Source organism: Paenibacillus favisporus, assembly GCF_040545415.1.
GTDB classification, from domain to species: domain Bacteria; phylum Bacillota; class Bacilli; order Paenibacillales; family Paenibacillaceae; genus Paenibacillus_AQ; species Paenibacillus_AQ favisporus.
Genome location: NZ_JBEPLV010000006.1, coordinates 204,947 through 226,333 on the forward strand (window position 1 = coordinate 204,947; position 21,387 = coordinate 226,333).

Below are 21,387 nucleotides of genomic sequence, written 5' to 3' on the forward strand. Positions count from 1 at the left end.
CAACAATCACGAGGAGGACGTGCAGATGATTGAAACGATATCCTCAGCGGCGCCTAGGCGGAGAAGGGGCTGGACGAGGAAGGAGTGGCATTATTTTTGGCTGGGGCTGATCTTCGCTTCCCCATGGATCATCGGGTTTCTGATTTTTACCGTGTATCCTTTCTTCAGCTCCCTCTACTTCAGCCTGACGGAATACGATCTGTTCAATCCCCCAAAATGGGTGGGGATGGACAACTACGCCGCGATCATGAAAGACCGCAGCTTCTATAAATCGATCAGCAACACGCTGTTCATGGCGTTCATATCCGTTCCGGTCACGCTGTTTAGCTCGCTTCTTATTGCGCTGCTGCTGAATTTCAAGGTGAAGGGCATCCGCTACTACCGCACGATCTTTTATCTCCCGGCCGTCATTCCCGGCGTGGCGAGCGCTCTGCTTTGGACCTGGATGCTGAATCCGGACTTCGGCCTGGTCAACATTTTCTTGCGCTGGCTGCATCTTCCCGATCCGGCCTGGCTGCTCGACCCCCGGTTCACCAAGCCTTCCCTGATCCTGATGGGACTGTGGGGCTCCGGCGCGGGGGCGCTCATTTTTCTTGCAGCGCTGCAAGGGGTTCCCCAAACCTACTACGAAGCGGCCCAGGTCGATGGCGCCAACTGGTGGCACCGGTTCTGGAGAATCACGGTACCGGCGCTGTCGCCGATCATTTTGTTCCAGCTGATCATGGGACTCATCGGGGCTTTTCAAATTTTCACGGAATCCTACATTCTGGCGGGTGGCAAGTCAAGCGGCGGTGCTCTCGGCGGGCCGGGGCAGTCGTTATTGTTCTATGCCGTCAATTTGTACCAGGAAGCCTTTATCAATCTGAAAATGGGATACGCCTCGGCGCTGGCCTGGATCCTGTTCGTGATCGTCATGCTGATTACGCTGCTGGTCCTGAAAACGTCCAAACGCTGGGTCTACTACGGAGGTGAATAGCGGATGAGCGCTGGCAAGCTGTTTCGCACGAAAATTTTTCCGCATACGATGCTGATTTTGTTCGCATTCTTTTTTCTCTTTCCGTTCGTTTGGCTCGTGTTCACTTCGCTCAAGTCATCGAACGAAATTTTTGAGCTGCCGCCGCGCATCCTGCCGGAATCGTTTCAATGGTCGAATTACAAGGCCGCGTTCGAAACGGTGCCTTTCGGACACTATATGCTGAACACCCTGGTTATCTGCGTTGTTTGCATTATCGGGCAATTGTTTGCCTCTCCGCTGGTGGCCTATTCGATCTCCCGGATTCCGTGGGTGGGGAGCAAAATCATTTTCGCGATCGTCCTGGCAACGATGATTCTGCCCTCACAGGTGCAGTTGATTCCGCAGTACATCATTTTCGCCAAGCTGGGCTGGGTCAACACCATCCTGCCGCTGACGATCGGAGCCTTTTTCGGCGCACCGTTCTACATTTTCTTATTGAGGCAATTTCTCTTAGGCATCCCTAAGGAGCTGTCTGAAGCCGCGAAAATGGATGGTGCATCCGAGTTTCGTATTTACTCGCAAATCATTATGCCGACCTTGAAGCCGGCGCTGGCGACGGTGGCCCTGTTTACCTTCGTAGGTGCTTATACGGACTTTATGGGACCGCTCATTTACTTGAACGATGCCGCCAAGTGGACGCTGACGCTCGGTCTGCAGGGATTCCAGCAGGATCATGGGGCGCAATGGGAGAAGCTGATGGCCGCGTCGACGATCATGGCGATTCCGATGATTTTGCTCTATTTTTTCGGGCAGAAGTACTATATGCAATCCGGATCTGCTTTTACGGGGTTCAAATGATTCATTCATCCCTTGGCGAACTCAAAGGGAAGGCAAGTTTGTGCCGCATATATAAAGGCTGGTTGGAAACCCCAATCAGCTTTTTTGATTCTTGTAACTTTGCTCCGGCTCGCAGCGTCCATAAGACAGTTGGCAAATTTCGTTAGAAGCTGGGAGGAACCTGATGATGCGAAAATGGACTATGGCCGCTGCCGGGCTGCTGCTCGCCGGGACGCTCGGGAGTGCCTGGACAGGCCCGTCGGCGTGGGCTCAAACCTCCGGACCGAACGCAAGTTATTCTAGCCCGGGCTCGGAATTTTATTTGACGAATCCGATACCGCTCGCGAAGCCGAAATGGACGGCGGCGCTTGATGCGCCGAAGGACTCGTCCGCCTCCAATCCTTCCGTAGTTAAAGCGGGGCAGGGGAAGGTCTACTACATCGCGGGCGGCAAGCTGATCGCGAAGGGGGCCGCCACCGGGAAGACGCTGTGGTCGTTCGGAATGGGACTTGGCCATGCAACCCTCACGAGTACCGACGAAACGAAACTCTACGTCGGTGCCAAAGACGGCTCGGTTTACCGGGTCGATAAGGCGACCGGCAAGGGCACACGCATCTACCGTGCTCCATCGGGGCATGCGCCCGAGATATCCGTGGACGGCGGGACCTTGTACGTCTTTGCCGGCGGTTCACTCATCTCGGTGGATCCTGCTACAGGCAAGGAGAAATGGCGGAATCAGGACGGTAAGTCCCTGCCTCAGCGCGTCGGCGGGACGCTGCTCTCGGGCGCCGTGGAATCGGGAGCGATTACCGTCTATACAACTTATGCGATCGATCCAGCCACAGGCAAAACGCTGTGGCGGCTGCCGGGCGATCATACGGGGCTTCTCAAGTCGGAAGGGAATAAGCTTTACTTCCAGGACCAGTGGCCGAATGCTGATTATGTGGAGACTGCGGTGAACATCGACGAGGTGGATGTGAAGACTGGCAAGATTACAGCAAGCAAGAAGTTTGTTGCCTTAAAGGCTGACGATAACCCGGTCTATCCCCCATATAAAGTGTTGATGAATGGCAATGACGTCTATGCGGCCGTCGCCGGCGAGGGTGTCTTCCGCTTCAATTACGACGCCGATCCCGCTGTTGTGAAGCCGGAATTGATAGCGGATCGGGGAGAGTTCATCGCGGGCCCCTATAACGGCAAGCTGGTTTTCCTCGATGAGGACAGCCGCGGGATTCATGCGCGCAAAATCGTGGATCGCTCGTATGTGAATTATAACGGCCCCGATAATCCGGTCAGCCGCATCGATATGATTCAATCCGGCTTGTACGTCGGCCAGAGTGACGGTACCGTCTACGCGCTGAACGTCTCGACGGGGAAGGCTTTGTTCCGTGCGCAGACGAAGACGCGCAGTTACGGAGCTTTTCAGGTTGAGGGCGGTATGCTGCTCGTCCAGGCGGAAAGCCAGCTGTATGCGTACCCGCTGCCTTCCGAATTGGCGAAGCCCGCTGCTGGGGGCAGCACGGCGGGAGCCTTCGCGAAATCGGATGCCAAGGTCTCGCTGGATGGGAAGGCACTTCCGCTGCGGGTTGGAGCGGGCGTCATGTCGGCAGACAACCGGATGTTCATCCCGTTCCGGTCGCTGACGGAAGCGCTCGGAGCCAAGGTCGCTTACGACGCCAAGACGAAGCGGACGACCGTGACCTACGGAATGCGCGTTTTCTCGATCGCCGACGGCTCCCCTTTTGCTCTCACAGACGGGAAGCAAGCCGCACTGTCTTACTCCCCGGCGACGCTGAACGGCTCGCTCTACGTGCCGATCAAGGACTTCGGTGATCTGCTGGGCGTGCAGGTGAAATGGAACGCCGGCAAGCGTACGGTGGAGGTAACTAAGGGGGCCGCCGCGAAATAACGTTGGCGGATCCTTGCGGTTAGAGACAGAGTTAAGGAACACAGAACGAATGGAAAAATTCCTATTGTCCTTAAGCAGCCTAATGTATACTGAAAACGGCGGGATGACCGCCGTTTTTCCACATTCACTTTACAGAATTGAAGGTTAATCGGGGCTGATTTTTAAAGACAAACCAAGGACAATGGAGATGAGCACAAAATGAAAGTAATCGGTCTTATTGGCGGAATGAGCTGGGAATCTTCTGCTTTGTACTATCGAATGGTCAATGAAGAAGTAAGAAGTAGGTTAGGCGGGCTGCACTCTGCGAAATGCCTGTTATATAGTGTTGATTTTGAAGAAATTGAACGTTACCAAGCGGAAGGAGCCTGGGATAAGGCGGGAGAAGTGCTAGGCCAAACCGCACGCGCTTTGGAAAAAGGGGGAGCTGACTTTATCGTCATTTGCACCAATACGATGCACAAAGTTATCGATGATATTCAGTCCAAGATCAACATCCCCATTTTGCATATAGCGGATGCTACAGCAGCCCAAATCAAAGAAAGCCAGATTCAGACGGTTGGGCTGCTTGGCACGAAGTACACCATGGAACAGGACTTTTATAAATCACGCCTGGAGCTGAACGGGATTCAGGTAATTGTTCCAGATCGGGATGACAGAGAGGCCGTAAACAAGATCATCTACGAAGAGTTATGCCTGGGCAAGATTCATCAGGAATCCAGAGATTATTATAAAAAGGTTATTCAGGGCTTAATCGAATCTGGAGCCGAAGGGATTATATTAGGCTGTACAGAAATTGGACTATTGGTGAAGCCGGAAGACGCAGAAGTTCCTCTGTTTGACACAACCTACATCCATGCTTGCGAGGCTGTAAATATGTCTTTGAAATCGTGAAACTTGGAGGTCATTGGATGAAAAGGAAGTTATTATCCTCATTATTCGGTATGGTGTTACTATTCTCCGTTTCGGTACCGTCGATGGCAGCCTCCTCAACCCGTATAGTCATCAACAGTGAGGTCATTCAGACCGACTCGCCGCCTGTCATTCTGCACGGTCATACGATGGTTTCTTTAGCATCGCTAAAATCACTGAATATCACATTGGACTGGAATTCCAAAAGTAAAACCGTTACCGCAGCGGCCCCTAAGTCGAAAGAAAAGCTTATTTTGACTGTAGGGAAGAAGACAGCGAAGCTTGGAGAGAAAACACTAACTTTGGAGTCACCAGCTCTGCTGAGAGGCGGACGCGTTGTGGTGCCGCTGCGTTTTATTAGCGAAGCCTTTAACGCAGAAGTGATGTGGAAAGGTACCACCAATACGGTGATCATCCGCAGTTCGGATCGGGTGCAGCAGTATGAAACGCTGTATCGCGGTACGAACCTGGCTGAGGCACGCAAAATTGCCGCTGACCTGCCGACCTCGGATACCAACACGTTGGGACCTACTAAGGAAGGGCTAATTTACGGGTATCATTTTCCGGAGGGTGAAGCGCTAAGATATTATTATAATCAGGGGGATCTCGTTTCCTATTATGTCATTCAGGATGATGTGAAGCGGCTGGTTTGGGAGGGCGTTGAATCGGAATCCGGATACAGTAAAGAAAGAGGGGAGCGCCCCGCCCCGGAGAAATCTGAAGTATTCTTCACGAAGGATCGAATCGATGACTCCATTTATTATGGAAGGGTGGGGGATGAGACGCCACTCATCGGGAGCTCACCCGGAGGATTACTGTCTACGATTATACTCCCGGTCCCCAATGAAGTTCGTACGGACCAATTAAAATAGGAGTTCATCGACAGCGCGCCCGCCAGGGCGCGTTTTTTAAATGATATAGAGTTTGGAGAACGCCAGTACGCCAGAAAATATTTATAAAATTTCCTGGCCGATGTTGTCACATCCCATCCTCACTCCCCGTCATACGGGTAAAATCACCGAAAGGGATGATCGAGATGGAGATGGAATACGATTACGATGTGGCGGTAGTTGGCGGGGGCATAGCAGGTCTGACAGCGGCGGTGTATGCCGCGAAGGCGGGGAAGCGGACGATTCTGATCGAGAAGCAGGAGCGCCTCGGCGGGCGAGCCATCACGGTGAAAAAGAAGGGAGCATACTTCAATCTGGGCGGGCACGCCCTGTACCACGGCGATGCGTTTGTGACCTTCCGCGAGCTGGGGCTAAGTTTGCAGGGAGGTCAGCCTTCCACCGATGCACTCGGCATTTGGAACGGGAAGCTGGTGACCATGCCGATGGGGGTCAAATCGCTCTTTACCACGCCGCTGCTGTCCTGGAAAGGGAAGGTGGAGCTGGCCTCCTGGCTGGCGAAGCTTGGCAAACTGGATACGCTCCGGTACGAGCGGGTCAGTCTCCGGGAATGGCTGGAGGGGAATATCAAGGACCCCATGCTGCGGCATTTGTTTTATTCGCTTTTTCGCACGGCAAGCTACGTGGTAGCGCCGGATCTGCAGGCGGCGGGTCCAGTACTGCGGCAGCTTCAGAACTCCCTGAAGGGCGTGCTGTATCTTGACCGGGGCTGGGGCGCGATGGTCGACGAGTTAGGCAAGCTGGCTGAGGATGGCGGCGTGAAGCTGCTCTCGAAGAGCAATGCCGTGTCCATTGGGCACGCTGAAGGCTCCGTACGGCATGTGCTCTGCGAAGATGGAACGACAATCAAGGCGAATTCCGTCATCGTCGCCGCATCGCCCGCGGTCGCTCACCAGCTGGTACCCGGAGCTGAAACGACCGCCCTTCATACCTGGAAGGAGCAGGCTGTCGAAATTACGGCTGCGTGCCTGGATGTCGCGCTCCGCCGTCTGCCGAAGCCGGATCAGCAATTCGTGTACGGCATCGACAGGACGGTCTTTCTTTCCAACCAGTCGCGTGCTGCTGATCTTAGCGACGATGGATACCAGGTCGTTTCCGTGATGAAATATAAGGGGCTGGAAAGCGATCCCCAAGGGGATTTGCAAGACCTCGAACAAACGCTGGATCTCGTGCAGCCAGGCTGGAGGGATGAGTTGGTCATCCGGCAGTATTTGCCGAAGATTACGGTTTGCCACGATTTTATGCACCTGAACCGTCAGGAGAACCCGGGGCCTGCCGTTCCGGAAATCAAGGGGCTGTACGTGGCAGGAGATTGGGCTTCGCACGGGGAATTACTAACCGACGCCGCGACAGCGAGCGCGAAAAGGGCTGTGCGGCATATTCTCTCCTTGGAGAGCGAGGAAATGGCGACCCATGAGCATAGAAGAATTGTATGAAACCTATAGAAAACCGCTGATATCCTATGCCTACCGGATGCTGGGCAGCGTTATGGATGCGGAGGATATCGTGCAGGAGGCCTTTATAAGTTATGGCCGGCTGGAGGAACCTGATGCGATACGGAATGAGCGATCCTTTTTGTACAAAATCGTGACCAACCGCTGCTTGGATCTGCTCCGTTCCTCGACGAAGAAACGGGAGCTCTATGTCGGTCCCTGGCTTCCTGAGCCTCTGATGGGTTTGCTGGATGCCGCCGAGGCCGATCCGTCCGAGATCTATATGCGGCGCGAATCCATATCAACGGCATACCTTTTGCTCCTGCAGCAGCTGAGTGCCGTCGAAAGAGCCGTATTTCTCCTCCGCGAAATTTTTCATTATTCGTTCGATGAGATTGCCGGGATGGTTGGCAAGAGCACCGCGAACTGCCGGCAAATTTTCCACCGGGCCAAAAAGAGCATTCAGGCCGAGCCTGAGCAGACTCTCCCGGTTCCCATTGCCGAAGAGAAGCTGAGGGATTTCGTCAGTTCCCTTCTGCAAGGAAATACAAGCCGATTACTGGAACTGGTCAGCGAGGGTGCTGTCATGATCTCCGATGGCGGCGGCAAGGTCAAGGCGGCACGGGTGCCTGTCATTGGATTCGAGCAGGTTACCAAACTGCTGCTTAATCTGCTCAAAATGCATGCGGGTAAATTTGCGTATTCGTTCGTTTCTGTCAACGGCATACCGGGCTTCCGGCTTGCGATGGAGAATGGGGATCAGTACGTTTATTCTTTTTCTTTTAAGGATGACAAGATTCAATCGATCTATGCCGTAGGAAATCCGGAGAAAATAAGGCACCTGCCAGCATTCGAGCAGCGGGATGATGAACTTGGCACGCCGTGACAGTCGCGGATAACAAACCAAACGATGACTCAACCGCGATTATCGTTAAGCTAGAGGAATAATAGAAGAAAGTGTGAAAAAGACCCTGCCGGCGCGAGCCAGCGGGGTTATTGGCGTTCATGGATCAGGTCGTGCTGGAACGATGAACAAAATGATTAATTATATGGTTTGCAAAATTCTAACGACTTCATCTTCAATCTGGAATTCATCAACCTTGTCCCAATGCTCAGGGCGAATCATTTGATATTTTTTCATACGGTAAAACTCCATAACGGCTTGTTTCAAGGTGAGGTCGTACCACTGGATGCTGAACGTCGGTTCCATGATCCGCCGCAGCGTAGCATCGTCTTGAACTAAAGACAGCACTGCATTCATCCGGTTGAAAATTCCCTGATCCATCCCGGCTTCAAAAAAGCTCTCCAGCTTTTTATTCCGATTCTGCTGGGCAATAACCAGACTTTCAAACAACCGCGGATAGAATTCCTTGAGGTCCTCCAGGAACAAATCGGATATAAAAATGACGCAGATCAGCGATTGCAGGAACGTTTGCTGAAAACGCTTGATATAAGAGACGGATTCGTCGTTCACCACAGCATCGGCCTGCTGCAAGTAGTTCATCTCATACTCTACAACCTGCTGAATGATGTCATCTTTGGATGAAAAATGCTTATACAGCGTCACTTTGCTGATGTCCATATATTTGGCGATATCGTCTATTTTGAGTTGGCTGAACTTGTTCTTTCGAATGACCGGTTTTATTTTCTCGATGTAATGATCGGCGCTTACGGCTTTTCTCACGAAATGAAGCCTCCTTTGTGCTTATACAACATATTATAACGAATTCGTTGTGATCACAAACGTTTTTTACGAAAATTAATAAATTAACTTTTTTTATTAATTTTGTTTACTTTATTAATTTGTGGAGTTATAATCGGTCTTGCAAAAATAAATGATTTTCTAAGCCAAGGGAGGAAATAAACGATGAGTACTGTGGAAAAAGGGAAATACGAAGGCAAGCGGGTCGTCATTACAGGAGGAAGCAGCGGTTTCGGCCTGGAGACAGCGAAGATGCTGGTGGATGAAGGAGCGCTTGTATTGATCACCGGACGTACCCAGTCCACGCTCGATTCGGCTCTGAGACAACTGGGGAACAATGCCGTTGCTGTCGTGAGTGACGCCTCGTCGTTGAGTGATATCAACGCCTTGGCCGACCGGGTGAAGGCGGAGTTTGGCACGATCGACGCCTTGTTCGTCAATGCTGGCGTGACGCGTTTCGTTCCTTTTGAGTCCGTTACGGAAGAGGTGTACGACGAAGTTCTCGCTATCAATGCCAAGGGGCCGTATTTTACCGTGCAAAAGCTCGTCCCGCTGCTAAACGAGGGGAGCGGCGTGGTTCTCACGACTTCGGTCGCGAACGTGCTTGGAATTCCGATGATCAGCGCGTACGCTGCCAGCAAGGCAGCGCTCCGCTCCATGACGCGCAGTCTCGCCCGCGAGCTGCTGCCTCGGAAAATCCGTGTGAACGCAGTCAGTCCCGGTCCGATCGACACAGGCATTCTGGACAGATCGATGCCGGCCGAAGCCGCGGAACAGACCAAGGCGCAGATGAGACAAGAGAACCCAATGCTGCGTTTCGGTGAGCCCAGCGAGGTGGCTAAAGCTGTCGCATTCCTTGCGTTCGACGCGACTTACACAACCGGAGCAGAGCTCCCCGTTGACGGCGGCGGCTCGCAAATCTAAGTACGTCTAAATTCGTGGTTGGCTAACCAACCGATATGTTATAAATGAACCAAAAGAAGGGGAGCGGATCTATATGGCAACAATGGAAAAAGCAAAAAATATGCGCGTCTTTGTAACAGGCGCAACAGGGTTCGTCGGCTCCGCTGTTGTTCGCGAACTCATTGCCGCGGGGCATCAAGTCGTCGGGCTCGCCCGCTCGGATAAGTCTGCCGCATCGCTGACGGCTGCCGGGGCTGAGGTGCAGCGCGGTTCCTTGGACGACCTTAACAGCCTGCAGGAAGGCGCCGCCGCAGCGGACGGCGTGATTCACCTGGCTTTTAAACACGACTTCGCGGATTTTGCGGCAGCCGCCGAGGCGGATAGCAAGGCGATCGAGGCGATCGGGGCGGCACTTGAGGGTACTGGAAAGCCATTCGTGGCGACCTCGGGAACGCTGATGCTTACGCCGGGGCGGCTCGGGACGGAAGAAGAGGCGTCGACACAGTCTACGCCGCGCCGCTCCGAGGAGGCTGCGCTCGCGCTGGCTGGACGCGGAGTGAGAGCTTCGGTCGTCCGTCTGTCACCGTCTGTGCATGGGCCGGGCGAGCACGGCTTTGTTCCGACTCTGATCGGCATCGCGCGGGAGAAAGGTTTTGCGGCGTACGTGGATGAGGGGCTTAACCACTGGCCGGCGGTTCACCAGCTTGATGCGGCGCGCCTGTTCAGACTGGTGTTGGAAAAAGGAGCCGCAGGTGCCGTGTATCACGGGGTCGGCGATGAGGGCGTGCCCTTCCGGGAGATCGCTGAGGTCATCGGCCGCCACCTGAACCTGCCGGTGCGCAGCATTTCCCGCGAAGAGGCAGACGCTTACTTCGGTTGGCTCGCCTTCGCCGCGTCGACTGACAATCTGGCGTCGAGCGCCCTGACCCAGGAACGCCTGGGATGGCAGCCCGTGAACCCTGGTTTGATCGCGGATCTGGAACAGGGGCACTACTTTAACCGCTAAAATTGATGGATTGGGTAAATGAAGAGGTTTTTTAAAGGTTATCTAATGAATTCGCCTGATCGTAACATTTATGAATAAAAAGGTCTTGGCTTGTGACTCGGTACCTCCTTCATGGAAGTATTGGGTACAGGCCAAGACTTTTGTTGGTAGGGAAACGCTTAGTTTTTCATTTAGGTGATCTTGCCCACGAATTCATTTATCCTGGAAATCGATTTGTATCGTTAGGTTGGTTTTATCAAATTGAACCTTTCCACCAAAAGCTTCAGCAATAAACCGAAGATTTACGTACATAAGACCATCATCAACAAGTTCTGGACCTTGTAAAAGCTGTACTTCCTTGCCATTTAGAGTAGCAATCTTTTTTCCGGCAGTTAAAGTAACCGTTGTATCATTATTTTTAGCCGTAACGGTTTTGGTTTGATTATCAAACTGAGCGTCCATCTTTAACGCCGAGAAAAATGCCCTGAAAGGAACCAAGGTTGATCCACTTGGAGGAATCGCCGCTGTTAAGGCTTGTTTTTCCCCACTAATGTATATCGTAGGACGATATACTCCGCGGGAATCCGGGCCCGCTGAAGCAAGCACTGCTTGTGCACCAAAGACTAAGATGTAAACAGTCAGCACAGCAAGGGATAGAAAAGAACGGCGCTTCATCAAATACCATCTCCTTTTTTAAGTTTAATAGCATCAAATAGGACGCTTCATTTGGACAAATTCTATTAGTACAGACGCTTTTTCCACCACACATGTTAAAATAAACCCAAATCATCACAGTTATTGGAGGTATCCTCAGTGGTCATTCAACTAGGCAATTTTGAAGTAAATTCCGGGCAATTGGTCGTAGCGGATCCTTGTTACGAATTGGATCGGGATACGATTATTATGGGCGTGCTGGAATCGGCCTTAACTGGCACATGGGTAGGAGAAGTGGAGAAGGTCGAGGTTCGCGACTGGGGCGAAGCCAACGCCAAGCTGACGGCTTACCACCATTCCGTGGCGGAACAGGCGGCGCCGCTGGAATGGATCAAGTGCTCTTTTGTGGCGGGGGTGGACAGCGGGCAGGCGGGGATTTTTGATATCGAAAAGCACCGGATCCCGGATGCCGATGCCCCTGACGGTAAACAGGACCAAGATACCGAATGGTATTTCGCCTGCTGCGATCTCACCGAGAGCGGGGAGGAAGCAGGCGTTCTGGATGGCGGCGTCGTATCGCGGACAGGCATGGGCGACGGGGCGTATGGGGTGTACAAGGCTGTAAATGCAGATAATCAGGTCGTTGGCGTGAAGATTGTGTTTATTAAGGGCTAGTTAGTTCTGAAGTAGATATCATTACGGTTGCTAGAAGTTTTTAAATAGATTTACAGGTAGATGACTCTCTCGAGGGTCATCTTTTTTTTTATTCATAGAAGGAACTCACCTCATTTTCACTTCAAGCGCAACTATTTTTCGTTTTTATTGTTATATATTGTAAATGGTATTTTGTCGCTTTTACTAGAATCATGATAGAAAGTTCAAATCATAACAGAGGTGCATAATGAAGAAATTTTTGTCTCTGCTGTTCCTGTCTTTGTTCCTGCTGATCCTGCTCCCCAATTCAATCAGTGCCGCATCCAAGCCATCCAAGATTGTATTAGACGGCCAGGAACTGGTCCTGCCGGCTGATGTGAAGGTCTCGATCATTGATCAATCCATGATGATTCCACTTCGGGTGGTGGCGGAAAATTTAAAGTTTCAGGTGAACTGGGATCAACGGTCCCACAGCGTTACAATCCAGCAAAACGCCAAAGCCATGTTGTTAACCGTCGGCAAAAAAGAGGCGAAGGTCGCGGATCAGCTCGTACGGCTGGATACGGCTCCCCGGAATATGAATCAAAGCGTGGTCGTTCCGATCCGGTTCGTCACCGAACAAATGGGACTCGCTGTCAATTGGGACAACCGCAATAAAACGGTATACCTGACAAGCCCGCCTCAAAACCCGGATCAAAGCAAAGATCCGAACTCCGAGTCCGAAGCAGACAATACAGAGCCGTTGACGCATGTGAGTCAGATCAATTATGTAAACCAACAGCTCGTCATTAGTATGGATGGCCAAGTGACGCCCAAGATTTCAACGTTAGCCAACCCCGCCCGAATCGTTGTTGATTTACCCAATACGACCTTCGGGGCTCTGACTCAGCCGCTGGATTCTGCCATGATGGGGAAATTGGACGTGAGCGGACAGCCGGATGTATCCGAAGTCAGATATTCTCTATTTAGCAGGGACCCCGAGCAAGTCAGGGTCGTGGTGGAGTTAAGCCAGGGTAACCCGGCTTCCTATCATCAGGAGTTTATCGGCGATCAGCTCATTATAGATCTATCTGAGACGGGCAGCGATCCCCAGACTCCAGTGTCTTCAGGCGACGAGAATGAAAGAAAAATCGTAGTCATTGATGCGGGACACGGGGGCAGCGATCCGGGAACCACGAGCATCAGCAACAAACATGAAAAAGACTTTAACCTCGCGCTTGCTCTGAAAGTGCAGGAACTTCTTCTTAAGGAACCGGAAATTGAAGTCATCATGACCCGTGACAGCGACGTGTACCCTACCCGGACAGAACGCGTGCAGCTGGCCAATTCATTAAATGCGGACGTTTTTGTATCGATCCATGGCAACAGCGTACTGGAATCGCCGCAAGCAACCGGTACAGAGACCCATTATTATCAGCGGAGCAGCAGCAAACAGCTCGCCGATGCGATTCACAAGCGTTTGGTCCAGGCGATGGGGCTGAAAGACCGCGGCGTTAAAAACACCAGCCTGCAGGTGATTCGTGAGACCCATATGGCTGCGGTTCTATTAGAGGTCGGATTTCTAAGCAATGTCTCGGATGAACAAGCCATGCTATCGGACACCGTTCAGTATAAGGCAGCTCAAGCGATTGTTGATGGCATCAAAGAGTACTTAAGCATTACATAGGGAGAACATCGCAGGGAGGAAGAGAAACAAAAAAAGAACGCTCGAAGAGCGTTCTTTCAGAGAGCATTAATAGAATTTCCAATGATCATGCCGATGTTTTTTCTTTTTCTTACAGATGACTACAGCTTTTTGACCGGGGTGCAGCTTGACGACGATTACTTTTTTTCGATTACAACACATAATGATCACCTCCTATATTAACAATCTATGCTTTTACGAATCGATTTGACTGGACAAACAGGCACAATTTGATAGGTTATAAGATCAATCGATAGAAAAGCCCCCCATATCCTTGGCTGGAATGGGGGGCTTTCGCTTGATCAATAGACTATTGGTTTTTGCATAAAAATAACAATATCAGAGCGGGTGCTTGTTCCGTGCTTATCATGGTATTCCCAACTGATCTGAAATTCACCGTAACCCCAGTCGATATAACCCAGGTGTTCATATAGCCTTCTTGCCTCGGGATTGTCTTTGCTGCTCACTTCCAAACCGATATGGGTGCAGCCTCTTTCGCTTGCTAATTTCTCAGCCTCACGAATGATCGCCGTTGCTACACCTTTTTTGCGATAGCCCTCTTTCGTGAGTCCTCCCTCCAGAAAGGCACTGTGAGTCACATCGATATATTGAGTTACACAAGGATCGTCAGGGCCACTCCATCGCAGTAAGAAATGTCCAATCGGATGATTTGTATGCCATGCGATCAGAAATACGCCATCACCTTTCCTCTGTACTTCGAATCGGCGATGCTGGGGATATGTCAGATTCCCGGGGCTGAACACTTCCTCAAGCAAATCCAATTGAGAATCCTCGGCTGGTTTGACCACAATATCAAACTCGTGTTGATTCATCATTCATCACTCCTACCGGTTGATATGGATACTAATCATTCTGAATACGGGTGGCCTATTCCTTCGTCGTCATCTTAATTATGTAAAAGAATCTAAGCAGACTAATGACTATAGCATGATGTGTGAAAAATAGCAAAAGCCGCCGATTCCCGATAAGAATCTTTGCGGCTTTGGAATGAAGCGTTATTTCCGTTTACCATATCTCGGCTTTCTAACTTTGCCCAGTTTGCCCAATTTACCAGGAGTTTTTCTCAAGCTGGCCTTGCCTAATTTAAACTTCCGCGTACTCTTTTTTGGTGCTCTCATATTTTTTGATTTCGCTGCGCCTGCGGCTTCTACCAGGGTAATGGTATAGTTTTGGGAATTGCCGACATTGACCTCGTCGAACCCTACTTCTCTGCAGCCGGTACCTTGGCATCTTTCGATCCAGCACATATTGAAAGCCGTACTCGGAACATAGGTGGGGAAATCTCCGCTCCACGTATTGCCGAATTGATCATAGGCATAGTAATAATACGTTTGATTTACGGAGGATCCCGTTACGAGGAGCATACGTCTTCCAGGGGTAATGCGGTACCAGCCAGCTTTTGAATAAGTGATCGGGCTGCAATCCGGATCATAGTACCCCACCGCGACCCATACGGGGTTCGGCGTACTGTTTCTAACATAAAAACTCATAGCATCCACTCCATCCTGATCAAAGAATCGGTACTGCACTATTAATCTATGTGAGATTTTTGAAAGGGTCATAGACAAATGGAAGATGAAAGAGTCCAAATTGAAGACAGCCGCATGGGACCGATTGTGAAGGCAGACAACCATTTTGATCTGAATCCCGCCTTTACCCAACACGCATGAACGCTTTTCCAATAAGATATGGTATGCCATTCTTGATTGAGCCTTTCTGGATTATCTTCATTGTCTGCGCTGCATTCGAACCGGCTTCCTTCATCCCGTGACTGCAACGGTAAAAGAGTGGATCGCAGAGGCTGCCGCTGCCTGAATAAAGCGGTTTTTTTGTTGTTTAAAAACACACCTGGAGAGTATTTGAATCTACTAATTTTTCATCTACTTTACAATTAGTGGGATTAATATCATAATTAGTAATCATATCTTTAGTGAGGTGTTATATGAAATCCGTTTATATCACGAGCATGGGGAAGTTCCTTCCCGGCGCCCCGGTGGGCAATGAGGAAATGGAAGATTATCTTGGCAAAATCGGAGGCAGATCCTCCAAGACGAAGCGCATCATTTTGGAAAAGAATCAGATCAAGCAGCGCTACTACGCGATGGACAAGGAGCAGAAGAGCTTGTACACCAACGCGGAGATGGCGGCCCTGGCCATACGAGAGACGTTGGAGCGCAGCGCCGGTGTCCGTCCGGAGGACGTCGAATTCTTGGCGACCGGTACGACACGAGCGGATTTGCTGCTGCCGGGTTTTGCGAGTATGGTGCACGCCGAGACGGGACTGCCGGTGATGGAGATTTCTTCGCACTCGGGGTTATGCGCGAGCGGGATGCATGCGCTGAAGAACGCCTTTTTACATATCAAGTCAGGAGAGCACCGGACGGCCATCGCTTGTTCCAGCGAGTTTTTGAGCCGCGAGTTCAAACATACGAAATTCGAGGCGCAGGGCATTTACAGCAACGGCCGGGTACCGTTTGACACGGATTTTCTGCGGTTCATGCTGTCGGACGGAGCGGGGGCAGCCCTATTGCAAAATGAACCCTCTGCACAGGGGCTCTCCCTGCGCATCGAGTGGATCGACAACAAGTCGTATGCCAATGAGTACGAGACCTGCATGTATTCCGGCATGAGCAAGGAGGATGGCGGCCGTTCATGGCTGGACTACGCCTCTATTCATGAAGCGGCCGATCACGGCGCGCTGAATTTGAAGCAGGATGTCCGGCTGGTGAATGAAATTACGAAGGTCGGGACGCGGCGTTTTTTGGAGCTGGTGGAAGAAGGGCGGATTGACCCGGACGCGGTCGATTGGATGGTGGTCCATTATTCGTCGCATGTGTTCAGGGAAGAGATCTTCCAGCTGCTGGAGCAGGGCGGCGTGACGATCCCTGAGGAAAAATGGTTTACGAATCTGTACACCAAAGGAAATACGGCGGCGGCTTCGATTTACATCATGCTGGAGGAGCTGCTGTATTCCGGACGCCTCTCCGCGGGGCAGCAAATCGTCTGCGTCGTTCCGGAAAGCGGCCGCTTTCAGGCTTCGACGATGCTGTTGACCGTGGTTGGGGTCTGATAGCCACCTTGTAACAATGTATCCAATACGATTTCCATAACTTGCATAAAAGGACCCTCAGCGGAGGGTCCTTTTTGTTTCGTTGATTAAGGAGAATTTAGTCATGAAGATGGTTCCAGGCTTTCATTCATGCGTTCCCTCATTCTCGCCACCTTCACTCACAGTACCTTGACTGTTAGTACCTTCATCAGTGGCGTTACCGGCTTCGCTGAAACCTGCGACGTCACTTCCTGTATTACTAGCAGCACCATCCTCGTTGACCTCTGTGCCGCCATTCACCATGGAATCCAGCCCCTTCTCATCTAGCGTCACGTCATCCACATACACGGTCATTGTTCCTTCACCGCTTGGTGAAGCGATCTGCAGCCCGATGGCCTTGATCAGCGTTTTATCGATGGCGGCGCCGTTGGCGTCTTTGCCGTTCAGGTTCAGCTTGATCCACTGGTATTCGCCGGTCAGCTCCACTTCGTCAGTGGAAGCCCAGGCCCAATTCGACCCGGTTTTGATGAACAGCTTCGCTTTGGCCGTGCCGCCGGCCACTCGGGCGCGGACCATCAGCGTGCTGCCTTGGCTAAGGTCCTGGTCGCTCATGTAGGTGAGCTCAAAGTGCTTGTCGGCTGCGCCCGCCGACGGAAAGTCCGCGCTGAGCACCTTGCTGCCGCCATCCTCCGGATTGGCGAGGTTGCCGGCTCCGAGCGTGTCGTCGTTCAGCGACCAGCCGGCGATGGAGCTGTTGAAGTCGAACAGCACGCCGGGCGCGGTACCGCCGCCTGCGCTGCCGCTTGGCACGGTGCCAGCGTTCGGATCGAGCAGGGCATGGATGTCGTCAAAATACATCGACGACGTCAGCCGGTTGCCGTCCGGCACCGCGTTCGTATAGATGGAGAACGCCTGGACGTTCTTCAGGTTCGTCTTCGTCAACGTGCCGGTCGCCCCGTTGGCGGGCTTGAACTCGTTGAACGGAGCGGTGATGAGTGCCGCTTCGGTCGTCTTGGTGTCCGGGTAGTACTCGTACGTCTTGCCGTCCGCGTTGATCTGCATCACCAGCTTCTGGCCCTGGCCGTCCGGCTGGTACCAGAATTGCAGGGCGTTGTAGCCGGACCAATCCGCGCCGTTCATCGCCTTGGTGATGCCGGCGTAGCCGCTTCCTGCCAGCGTGTACGTGTACTTCAGCCCGTAGCTGCCGCCGTGCTTGTGCGTGCCGTCCAGCGCAGCGCCGGCCGGGTCGCCGCCGGCGTGCACGAACTTGCTGGCTAAGGCGTCGCTGCTGCCCAGGTAGCTCTCGAAGTCGTCGACGACGGACGGGTCGCCCGACGATTCGGCATAGGCGCTGTAGAGCCTAATGTTATCGACGTAAACCGGGAGCGTATCTCCATCCGATTGCAGCGCGCTGCCCACGATGGACAAGGCGATGTCGTCGGCGGCCGCCAGCGCATCCGCGTTCGTAAAATCGATCGTCGGGCTGAATTTAACGTACTCCACGCCATCGATCGTTTCTTTGGGCAGGGACACAAACGACGAATACGTCGTGTCCATGCCGTACTTATTAGTCCAGTCGGGTGGGAGCTGCCCGATCGCGCGCAGGCTGGCCTGTTCGCTGGATGCCCCGGCTGCAGCGGGGACCCACACGTCCATTTTGACCCGCTGGATACCCGCGAGCGAGCTGGCGCCGGCTTTAGCCTTGGCGTTCTTTAACTCCAGCTTCAGCTCCTGCCATGAATCGGTTCCGTTCAAATGCGGCGCACTGATCTTCAGGGATCCGCCGTTAAAATCGCTGTACGCCGCGCTTCCGTCATTCGTTCCTTCCGAAGAACTAGTATATTCGCCGTTGTATTGGATGCCTTCCGTGTCAGCGGCGGTATCGAAAGTGTAGGCACCGGCCAGCACCTCGCCGATTTTCACGAACACCGTGTTCGTCTGTTCATGCAGCACGGCCCCGCTGCTGCCATACACTTTAACGGTGATGTCCGCGGTTTTGCCGTTCTGCTCCGCTGCCGGCGTCCATTGCACCTCGTAGTAGCCGCTGTCCGGGTTCAGCGTCATCGGATACTCGGTATCCGAACCTTGTACGCTGTAGACGACGCGATCCGGCGTTTCGTTCAGGACGCGGACGCGAATGGTCGTTGAAGCCTCTTTGATGGTGCTTTGGGCCGTCGGAGAGGCGATATGCATGAAGCCCTTCTCGGAGGCGGTATTGACCTTTTTATCATAGGCGCCGATCACCCCGTCGCTGAACAGCGTATACGCATCCTGGTAGTACTTTTTAAAATCCGGCAGCATTTCATGCTCCTGATTTGGGTCGCCGGTTGGGTAAGGGACGTAGATGGAGTCCGGCCCAAAGTTGGCCCAGGTCAGCATGAACGCCATCTTTTTCGCGTCCGGATCGGATTTGAGCGTGTCCGCCAGCTTCGTGTAGAAGTCGGGCGTCGTATTGCCAGAGACCTTCATTTTCTGGTAGCCGAATTCGGTGAAGGCAGCGACCTTGCCGCGGCTGTCTGCGATGTTGGACACGGTTTTGGCTTCCGTCTTGACGCCATTAAACCAGGAGTCACCCTCGCCGTTGTAGTAGCTGTCGAACCCGAGGATGTCGACGTAGTCTTCGCCCGGGTAGGTTTTTAAGTAGGTATCCGCAGAGTCGCCAAAACCGCCGCCAGGCGAGTAGGCGTACAGGAAGTTGTGAACGCCTTTCTTGTCGCGGAGATACTCGACCGTATAACGGTAGATCTCCTTGTATTCGTCAGTCGTTGTAAAAGCGGCCCCCCACCAGAACCAGCTTCCACTCTGCTCGTGGAACGGCCGGAAGATGACCGGAATCGGCCTGCCGTCATCGGTTTTGAGGTGCAGGGCGAAGTCGGCGATCTGATCGAGAAAAGCGTTATACGCCGCATTCTTGTCCCCGCCCGGCAGGATGTGGGACACGACGTTGCCCTTGGTGTCGTAGAAATCCCCGCCGGTGACGAAGTTCGGCATATGCGAGCTGAGCGTCAGCACGCCGCCGTCGGCGTAGGCTTTCTTCATGACGGCGACGAGGTTGTCGCGGCTCTGCTCGGCATTGCCGGCCACGCCCGGCTTTTCCTTGCCTTCTAGGCTCAGCGTATCCCAGCCGAACAGCCCCGGATAGGCACCGACGCTGTTGAAAGTGTCGGACTGGGTTCCGTCCTTAGCTGTGATGGACATTCCTTCGGTCGTGGCATGCTGCTGGCCGAACAGGATGTTCTTGCCGCGGAGCTGGTTCAAATAGACGAACAGCGATTTGGTGCGGTCGGTTGCCGCTGCGTCCGTCAGGTTGACGGTCGTGACGTTTTCCACCGGACCGCCGCCGCTGCCGTTTCCGTTCCCGCCGGAACTGGAACCGCCGCCTGTGCTGCCCGAAGGACTGCCGCCTGCGCCTGTGGTGCCTGTGCTTCCGGAAGGCGCAGGGCTTGCATTGGCTGCTCCACCTGAGATGCTGGTCGTTCCAGGCGGAAGCGCCTTGCCGTTCAGCGTGACGCCGCTGCCCTGGATCACCGCCTGCTTGATGCTGCCCGTGCCCGTGATTGCGGTGCCTGCGGCCGATGGGTTCACGGTCAAGGAAGCGATGGAGGAACCGGCGCCGAGGCTCAGCTGCACCGGCTGGTTGAACTCAGCACTGTCGATGCTCGAGCTGTCGCCCGCGTCCAGCTTGGACGGGCTGTTTGCCGCCAGCTGCCCGATATGGGTCGTACCGGACAGCTGTACATGCACCTGGCCGTCGCGGCGGTTGACGAGAACGCTGCCGAGATCGGAGTTTTTCACGATGACCGTGTGGGCGCCGCCGCCTTCGACAAAAGTGGTGCCCTGAACCGTGACATGATCGAGGGTAACCTCGCCGTCGCCGATCCCTGGCGCCAGATACAAATTACCTTGAATGACGGCGTCCTTCAGGATGACACCCCCGTGGTTCACCACGGCGCTGCTTTGAATCTTCCCGGCGGTATAAGTACCCGCAGCCGGATAGTATGCGCTGACCAGCTTATCGATCAGGGTAACGATTTCCGCGCGGGTAATAGGTACCTCAGGACGGAAGGTTCCGTTCGGGTAGCCTTGGAAGTAACCGGATAGCGCCTGGACCGCTTCGCGGGCGTAAACCCCGATGTGCTCTTGGTCCGGATAGTTAAGGGTAGAGGCTGTTCCGTTTCCGCTGAATTCAAACGCCCGTGCCAGCAGCACTGCAGCGTCCTGACGGGTTAGCGGTTCACCGGGCTTGGCCGAGTTGCCGGGATATCCGGTATAGTAGCCTGCTTCCCTGGCAATCGAGAAAGCGCTTGCAAACCAGGAGTCGGCGGGGACATCCGCATAAGCTTCCTTCGACTGGGCCGTAAAGCCGAACAAATGATTTATGAGCGAGACAAATTCTGCACGCGTGATTTCTGCATTAGGGCGGAAGGTGTGATCCGGATAGCCCTGGATCAGCCCGCTGCTCAGCCATTTTTGCACGCTGGCCTGTGCCCAGTGCCCCGTAAGGTCCTTGGCGGTCATGCCGCTGCGGTCTGCTTGGACAGCTGCTGATCCGTAGGCGGGAGACACTAGTGAAGCGATCAATACCGCCGATAGGGTAGTACCCAGCCATTTGGATGACTTTTTCATGAAAACTCCCCTTGATTGATAGAAGATAAAGGGCTAACAAAGCGGTTTCCGTGCTAACAGGAGATCATATTTAAAAAATATGTAACCGCTTTATTTATTCCTTTTCGAGTCAATATACTATCATAACGGGGTGTGTCTGGCAATAATTTAGTTATATT

The 21,387-nt window shown here is 53.0% G+C and carries 17 protein-coding genes; 12 read left to right on the top strand and 5 right to left on the bottom strand.

Annotation, left to right across the window (positions count from 1 at the left end; genetic code table 11):
- The first annotated feature begins 25 nt into the window (after positions 1 to 25).
- The 7 genes from ABID47_RS24925 to sigJ all read left to right on the top strand — a co-directional run bounded on the left by ABID47_RS24925 (position 26) and on the right by sigJ (position 7,837).
- Positions 26 to 976 carry a carbohydrate ABC transporter permease gene (locus ABID47_RS24925; RefSeq protein WP_145948464.1) on the top strand — a complete coding sequence of 317 codons (951 nt, stop codon included), beginning with the start codon at positions 26 to 28 and terminating at the stop codon, positions 974 to 976.
- A gap of 3 nt (positions 977 to 979) precedes the next feature.
- Positions 980 to 1,813 carry a carbohydrate ABC transporter permease gene (locus ABID47_RS24930; protein WP_145028565.1) on the top strand — a complete coding sequence of 278 codons (834 nt, stop codon included), beginning with the start codon at positions 980 to 982 and terminating at the stop codon, positions 1,811 to 1,813.
- A gap of 163 nt (positions 1,814 to 1,976) precedes the next feature.
- Positions 1,977 to 3,701, top strand: a complete 1,725-nt coding sequence (locus ABID47_RS24935; RefSeq protein WP_354500770.1) for an outer membrane protein assembly factor BamB family protein — start codon at positions 1,977 to 1,979, stop codon at positions 3,699 to 3,701.
- Positions 3,702 to 3,899: 198 nt separating this feature from the next.
- Positions 3,900 to 4,592: an aspartate/glutamate racemase family protein gene (locus tag ABID47_RS24940; protein ID WP_354500772.1), complete on the top strand. Its 693-nt coding sequence runs from the start codon at positions 3,900 to 3,902 to the stop codon at positions 4,590 to 4,592.
- A 17-nt stretch (positions 4,593 to 4,609) separates the two neighbouring features.
- Complete coding sequence (locus ABID47_RS24945) at positions 4,610 to 5,482, top strand: copper amine oxidase N-terminal domain-containing protein (protein ID WP_354500774.1); 873 nt, start codon at positions 4,610 to 4,612, stop codon at positions 5,480 to 5,482.
- Between the two features lie 164 nt (positions 5,483 to 5,646).
- Positions 5,647 to 6,954 carry a phytoene desaturase family protein gene (locus ABID47_RS24950; RefSeq protein WP_435530664.1) on the top strand — a complete coding sequence of 436 codons (1,308 nt, stop codon included), beginning with the start codon at positions 5,647 to 5,649 and terminating at the stop codon, positions 6,952 to 6,954.
- Entirely contained in the window at positions 6,932 to 7,837 is a 906-nt protein-coding gene (sigJ, locus tag ABID47_RS24955) for an RNA polymerase sigma factor SigJ (protein ID WP_354500776.1), read from the top strand. The genes ABID47_RS24950 and sigJ overlap by 23 nt, the downstream gene beginning before the upstream one ends.
- Before the next feature lie 159 nt (positions 7,838 to 7,996).
- Here the strand turns inward: sigJ and ABID47_RS24960 are convergent, their stop codons facing one another.
- On the bottom strand, positions 7,997 to 8,635 hold the full coding sequence (locus tag ABID47_RS24960; RefSeq protein ID WP_354500778.1) for a TetR/AcrR family transcriptional regulator: 639 nt from the start codon (positions 8,633 to 8,635) through the stop codon (positions 7,997 to 7,999).
- A gap of 183 nt (positions 8,636 to 8,818) precedes the next feature.
- Here ABID47_RS24960 and ABID47_RS24965 point away from each other — a divergent pair, with 183 nt between their 5' ends.
- Positions 8,819 to 9,577 carry a glucose 1-dehydrogenase gene (locus ABID47_RS24965; protein WP_354500780.1) on the top strand — a complete coding sequence of 253 codons (759 nt, stop codon included), beginning with the start codon at positions 8,819 to 8,821 and terminating at the stop codon, positions 9,575 to 9,577.
- A 100-nt stretch (positions 9,578 to 9,677) separates the two neighbouring features.
- Entirely contained in the window at positions 9,678 to 10,562 is an 885-nt protein-coding gene (locus tag ABID47_RS24970; RefSeq protein WP_354501218.1) for an SDR family oxidoreductase, read from the top strand.
- Positions 10,563 to 10,754: 192 nt separating this feature from the next.
- Here ABID47_RS24970 and ABID47_RS24975 read toward each other — a convergent pair whose 3' ends face one another.
- Entirely contained in the window at positions 10,755 to 11,216 is a 462-nt protein-coding gene (locus ABID47_RS24975; protein WP_354500782.1) for a copper amine oxidase N-terminal domain-containing protein, read from the bottom strand.
- 138 nt (positions 11,217 to 11,354) lie between these two features.
- On the opposite strand from ABID47_RS24975, the gene ABID47_RS24980 reads away from it, so the two are divergent.
- Together ABID47_RS24980 and ABID47_RS24985 are read left to right on the top strand one after the other, a co-directional pair.
- Complete coding sequence (locus ABID47_RS24980) at positions 11,355 to 11,870, top strand: DUF4241 domain-containing protein (protein WP_354500784.1); 516 nt, start codon at positions 11,355 to 11,357, stop codon at positions 11,868 to 11,870.
- A 226-nt stretch (positions 11,871 to 12,096) separates the two neighbouring features.
- Positions 12,097 to 13,515 (top strand): N-acetylmuramoyl-L-alanine amidase family protein, encoded by a 1,419-nt coding sequence (locus tag ABID47_RS24985; RefSeq protein ID WP_354500786.1) that lies wholly within the window; start codon positions 12,097 to 12,099, stop codon positions 13,513 to 13,515.
- A 320-nt stretch (positions 13,516 to 13,835) separates the two neighbouring features.
- On the opposite strand, the gene ABID47_RS24990 is transcribed toward ABID47_RS24985, so the two are convergent.
- Both ABID47_RS24990 and ABID47_RS24995 read right to left on the bottom strand, forming a co-directional pair.
- Positions 13,836 to 14,369 (bottom strand): GNAT family N-acetyltransferase, encoded by a 534-nt coding sequence (locus ABID47_RS24990; protein WP_354500788.1) that lies wholly within the window; start codon positions 14,367 to 14,369, stop codon positions 13,836 to 13,838.
- A gap of 180 nt (positions 14,370 to 14,549) precedes the next feature.
- A complete protein-coding gene (locus ABID47_RS24995) occupies positions 14,550 to 15,044 on the bottom strand; it encodes a DUF1036 domain-containing protein (protein WP_354500790.1) in 495 nt (164 codons plus the stop codon).
- A gap of 452 nt (positions 15,045 to 15,496) precedes the next feature.
- Here ABID47_RS24995 and ABID47_RS25000 point away from each other — a divergent pair, with 452 nt between their 5' ends.
- On the top strand, positions 15,497 to 16,624 hold the full coding sequence (locus ABID47_RS25000; protein WP_354500792.1) for a beta-ketoacyl-ACP synthase III: 1,128 nt from the start codon (positions 15,497 to 15,499) through the stop codon (positions 16,622 to 16,624).
- A gap of 123 nt (positions 16,625 to 16,747) precedes the next feature.
- Here the strand turns inward: ABID47_RS25000 and ABID47_RS25005 are convergent, their stop codons facing one another.
- Positions 16,748 to 21,229 carry a glycosyl hydrolase gene (locus tag ABID47_RS25005; RefSeq protein WP_354500794.1) on the bottom strand — a complete coding sequence of 1,494 codons (4,482 nt, stop codon included), beginning with the start codon at positions 21,227 to 21,229 and terminating at the stop codon, positions 16,748 to 16,750.
- Between the last annotated feature and the right edge of the window lie 158 nt (positions 21,230 to 21,387).

Bases quoted from the DNA above. Each gene is read 5' to 3' on its own strand.
- ABID47_RS24925 (WP_145948464.1), top strand. From the start codon at position 26: ATGATTGAAACGATATCCTCAGCGGCGCCTAGGCGGAGAAGGGGCTGG.
- ABID47_RS24995 (WP_354500790.1), bottom strand. From the start codon at position 15,044: ATGAGTTTTTATGTTAGAAACAGTACGCCGAACCCCGTATGGGTCGCG.
- ABID47_RS25005 (WP_354500794.1), bottom strand. From the start codon at position 21,229: ATGAAAAAGTCATCCAAATGGCTGGGTACTACCCTATCGGCGGTATTG.
- ABID47_RS24975 (WP_354500782.1), bottom strand. From the start codon at position 11,216: ATGAAGCGCCGTTCTTTTCTATCCCTTGCTGTGCTGACTGTTTACATC.
- ABID47_RS24985 (WP_354500786.1), top strand. From the start codon at position 12,097: ATGAAGAAATTTTTGTCTCTGCTGTTCCTGTCTTTGTTCCTGCTGATC.
- sigJ (WP_354500776.1), top strand. From the start codon at position 6,932: ATGAGCATAGAAGAATTGTATGAAACCTATAGAAAACCGCTGATATCC.
- ABID47_RS24945 (WP_354500774.1), top strand. From the start codon at position 4,610: ATGAAAAGGAAGTTATTATCCTCATTATTCGGTATGGTGTTACTATTC.
- ABID47_RS24940 (WP_354500772.1), top strand. From the start codon at position 3,900: ATGAAAGTAATCGGTCTTATTGGCGGAATGAGCTGGGAATCTTCTGCT.
- ABID47_RS24990 (WP_354500788.1), bottom strand. From the start codon at position 14,369: ATGATGAATCAACACGAGTTTGATATTGTGGTCAAACCAGCCGAGGAT.
- ABID47_RS24935 (WP_354500770.1), top strand. From the start codon at position 1,977: ATGATGCGAAAATGGACTATGGCCGCTGCCGGGCTGCTGCTCGCCGGG.
- ABID47_RS24930 (WP_145028565.1), top strand. From the start codon at position 980: ATGAGCGCTGGCAAGCTGTTTCGCACGAAAATTTTTCCGCATACGATG.
- ABID47_RS25000 (WP_354500792.1), top strand. From the start codon at position 15,497: ATGAAATCCGTTTATATCACGAGCATGGGGAAGTTCCTTCCCGGCGCC.
- ABID47_RS24950 (WP_435530664.1), top strand. From the start codon at position 5,647: ATGGAGATGGAATACGATTACGATGTGGCGGTAGTTGGCGGGGGCATA.
- ABID47_RS24965 (WP_354500780.1), top strand. From the start codon at position 8,819: ATGAGTACTGTGGAAAAAGGGAAATACGAAGGCAAGCGGGTCGTCATT.
- ABID47_RS24970 (WP_354501218.1), top strand. From the start codon at position 9,678: ATGCGCGTCTTTGTAACAGGCGCAACAGGGTTCGTCGGCTCCGCTGTT.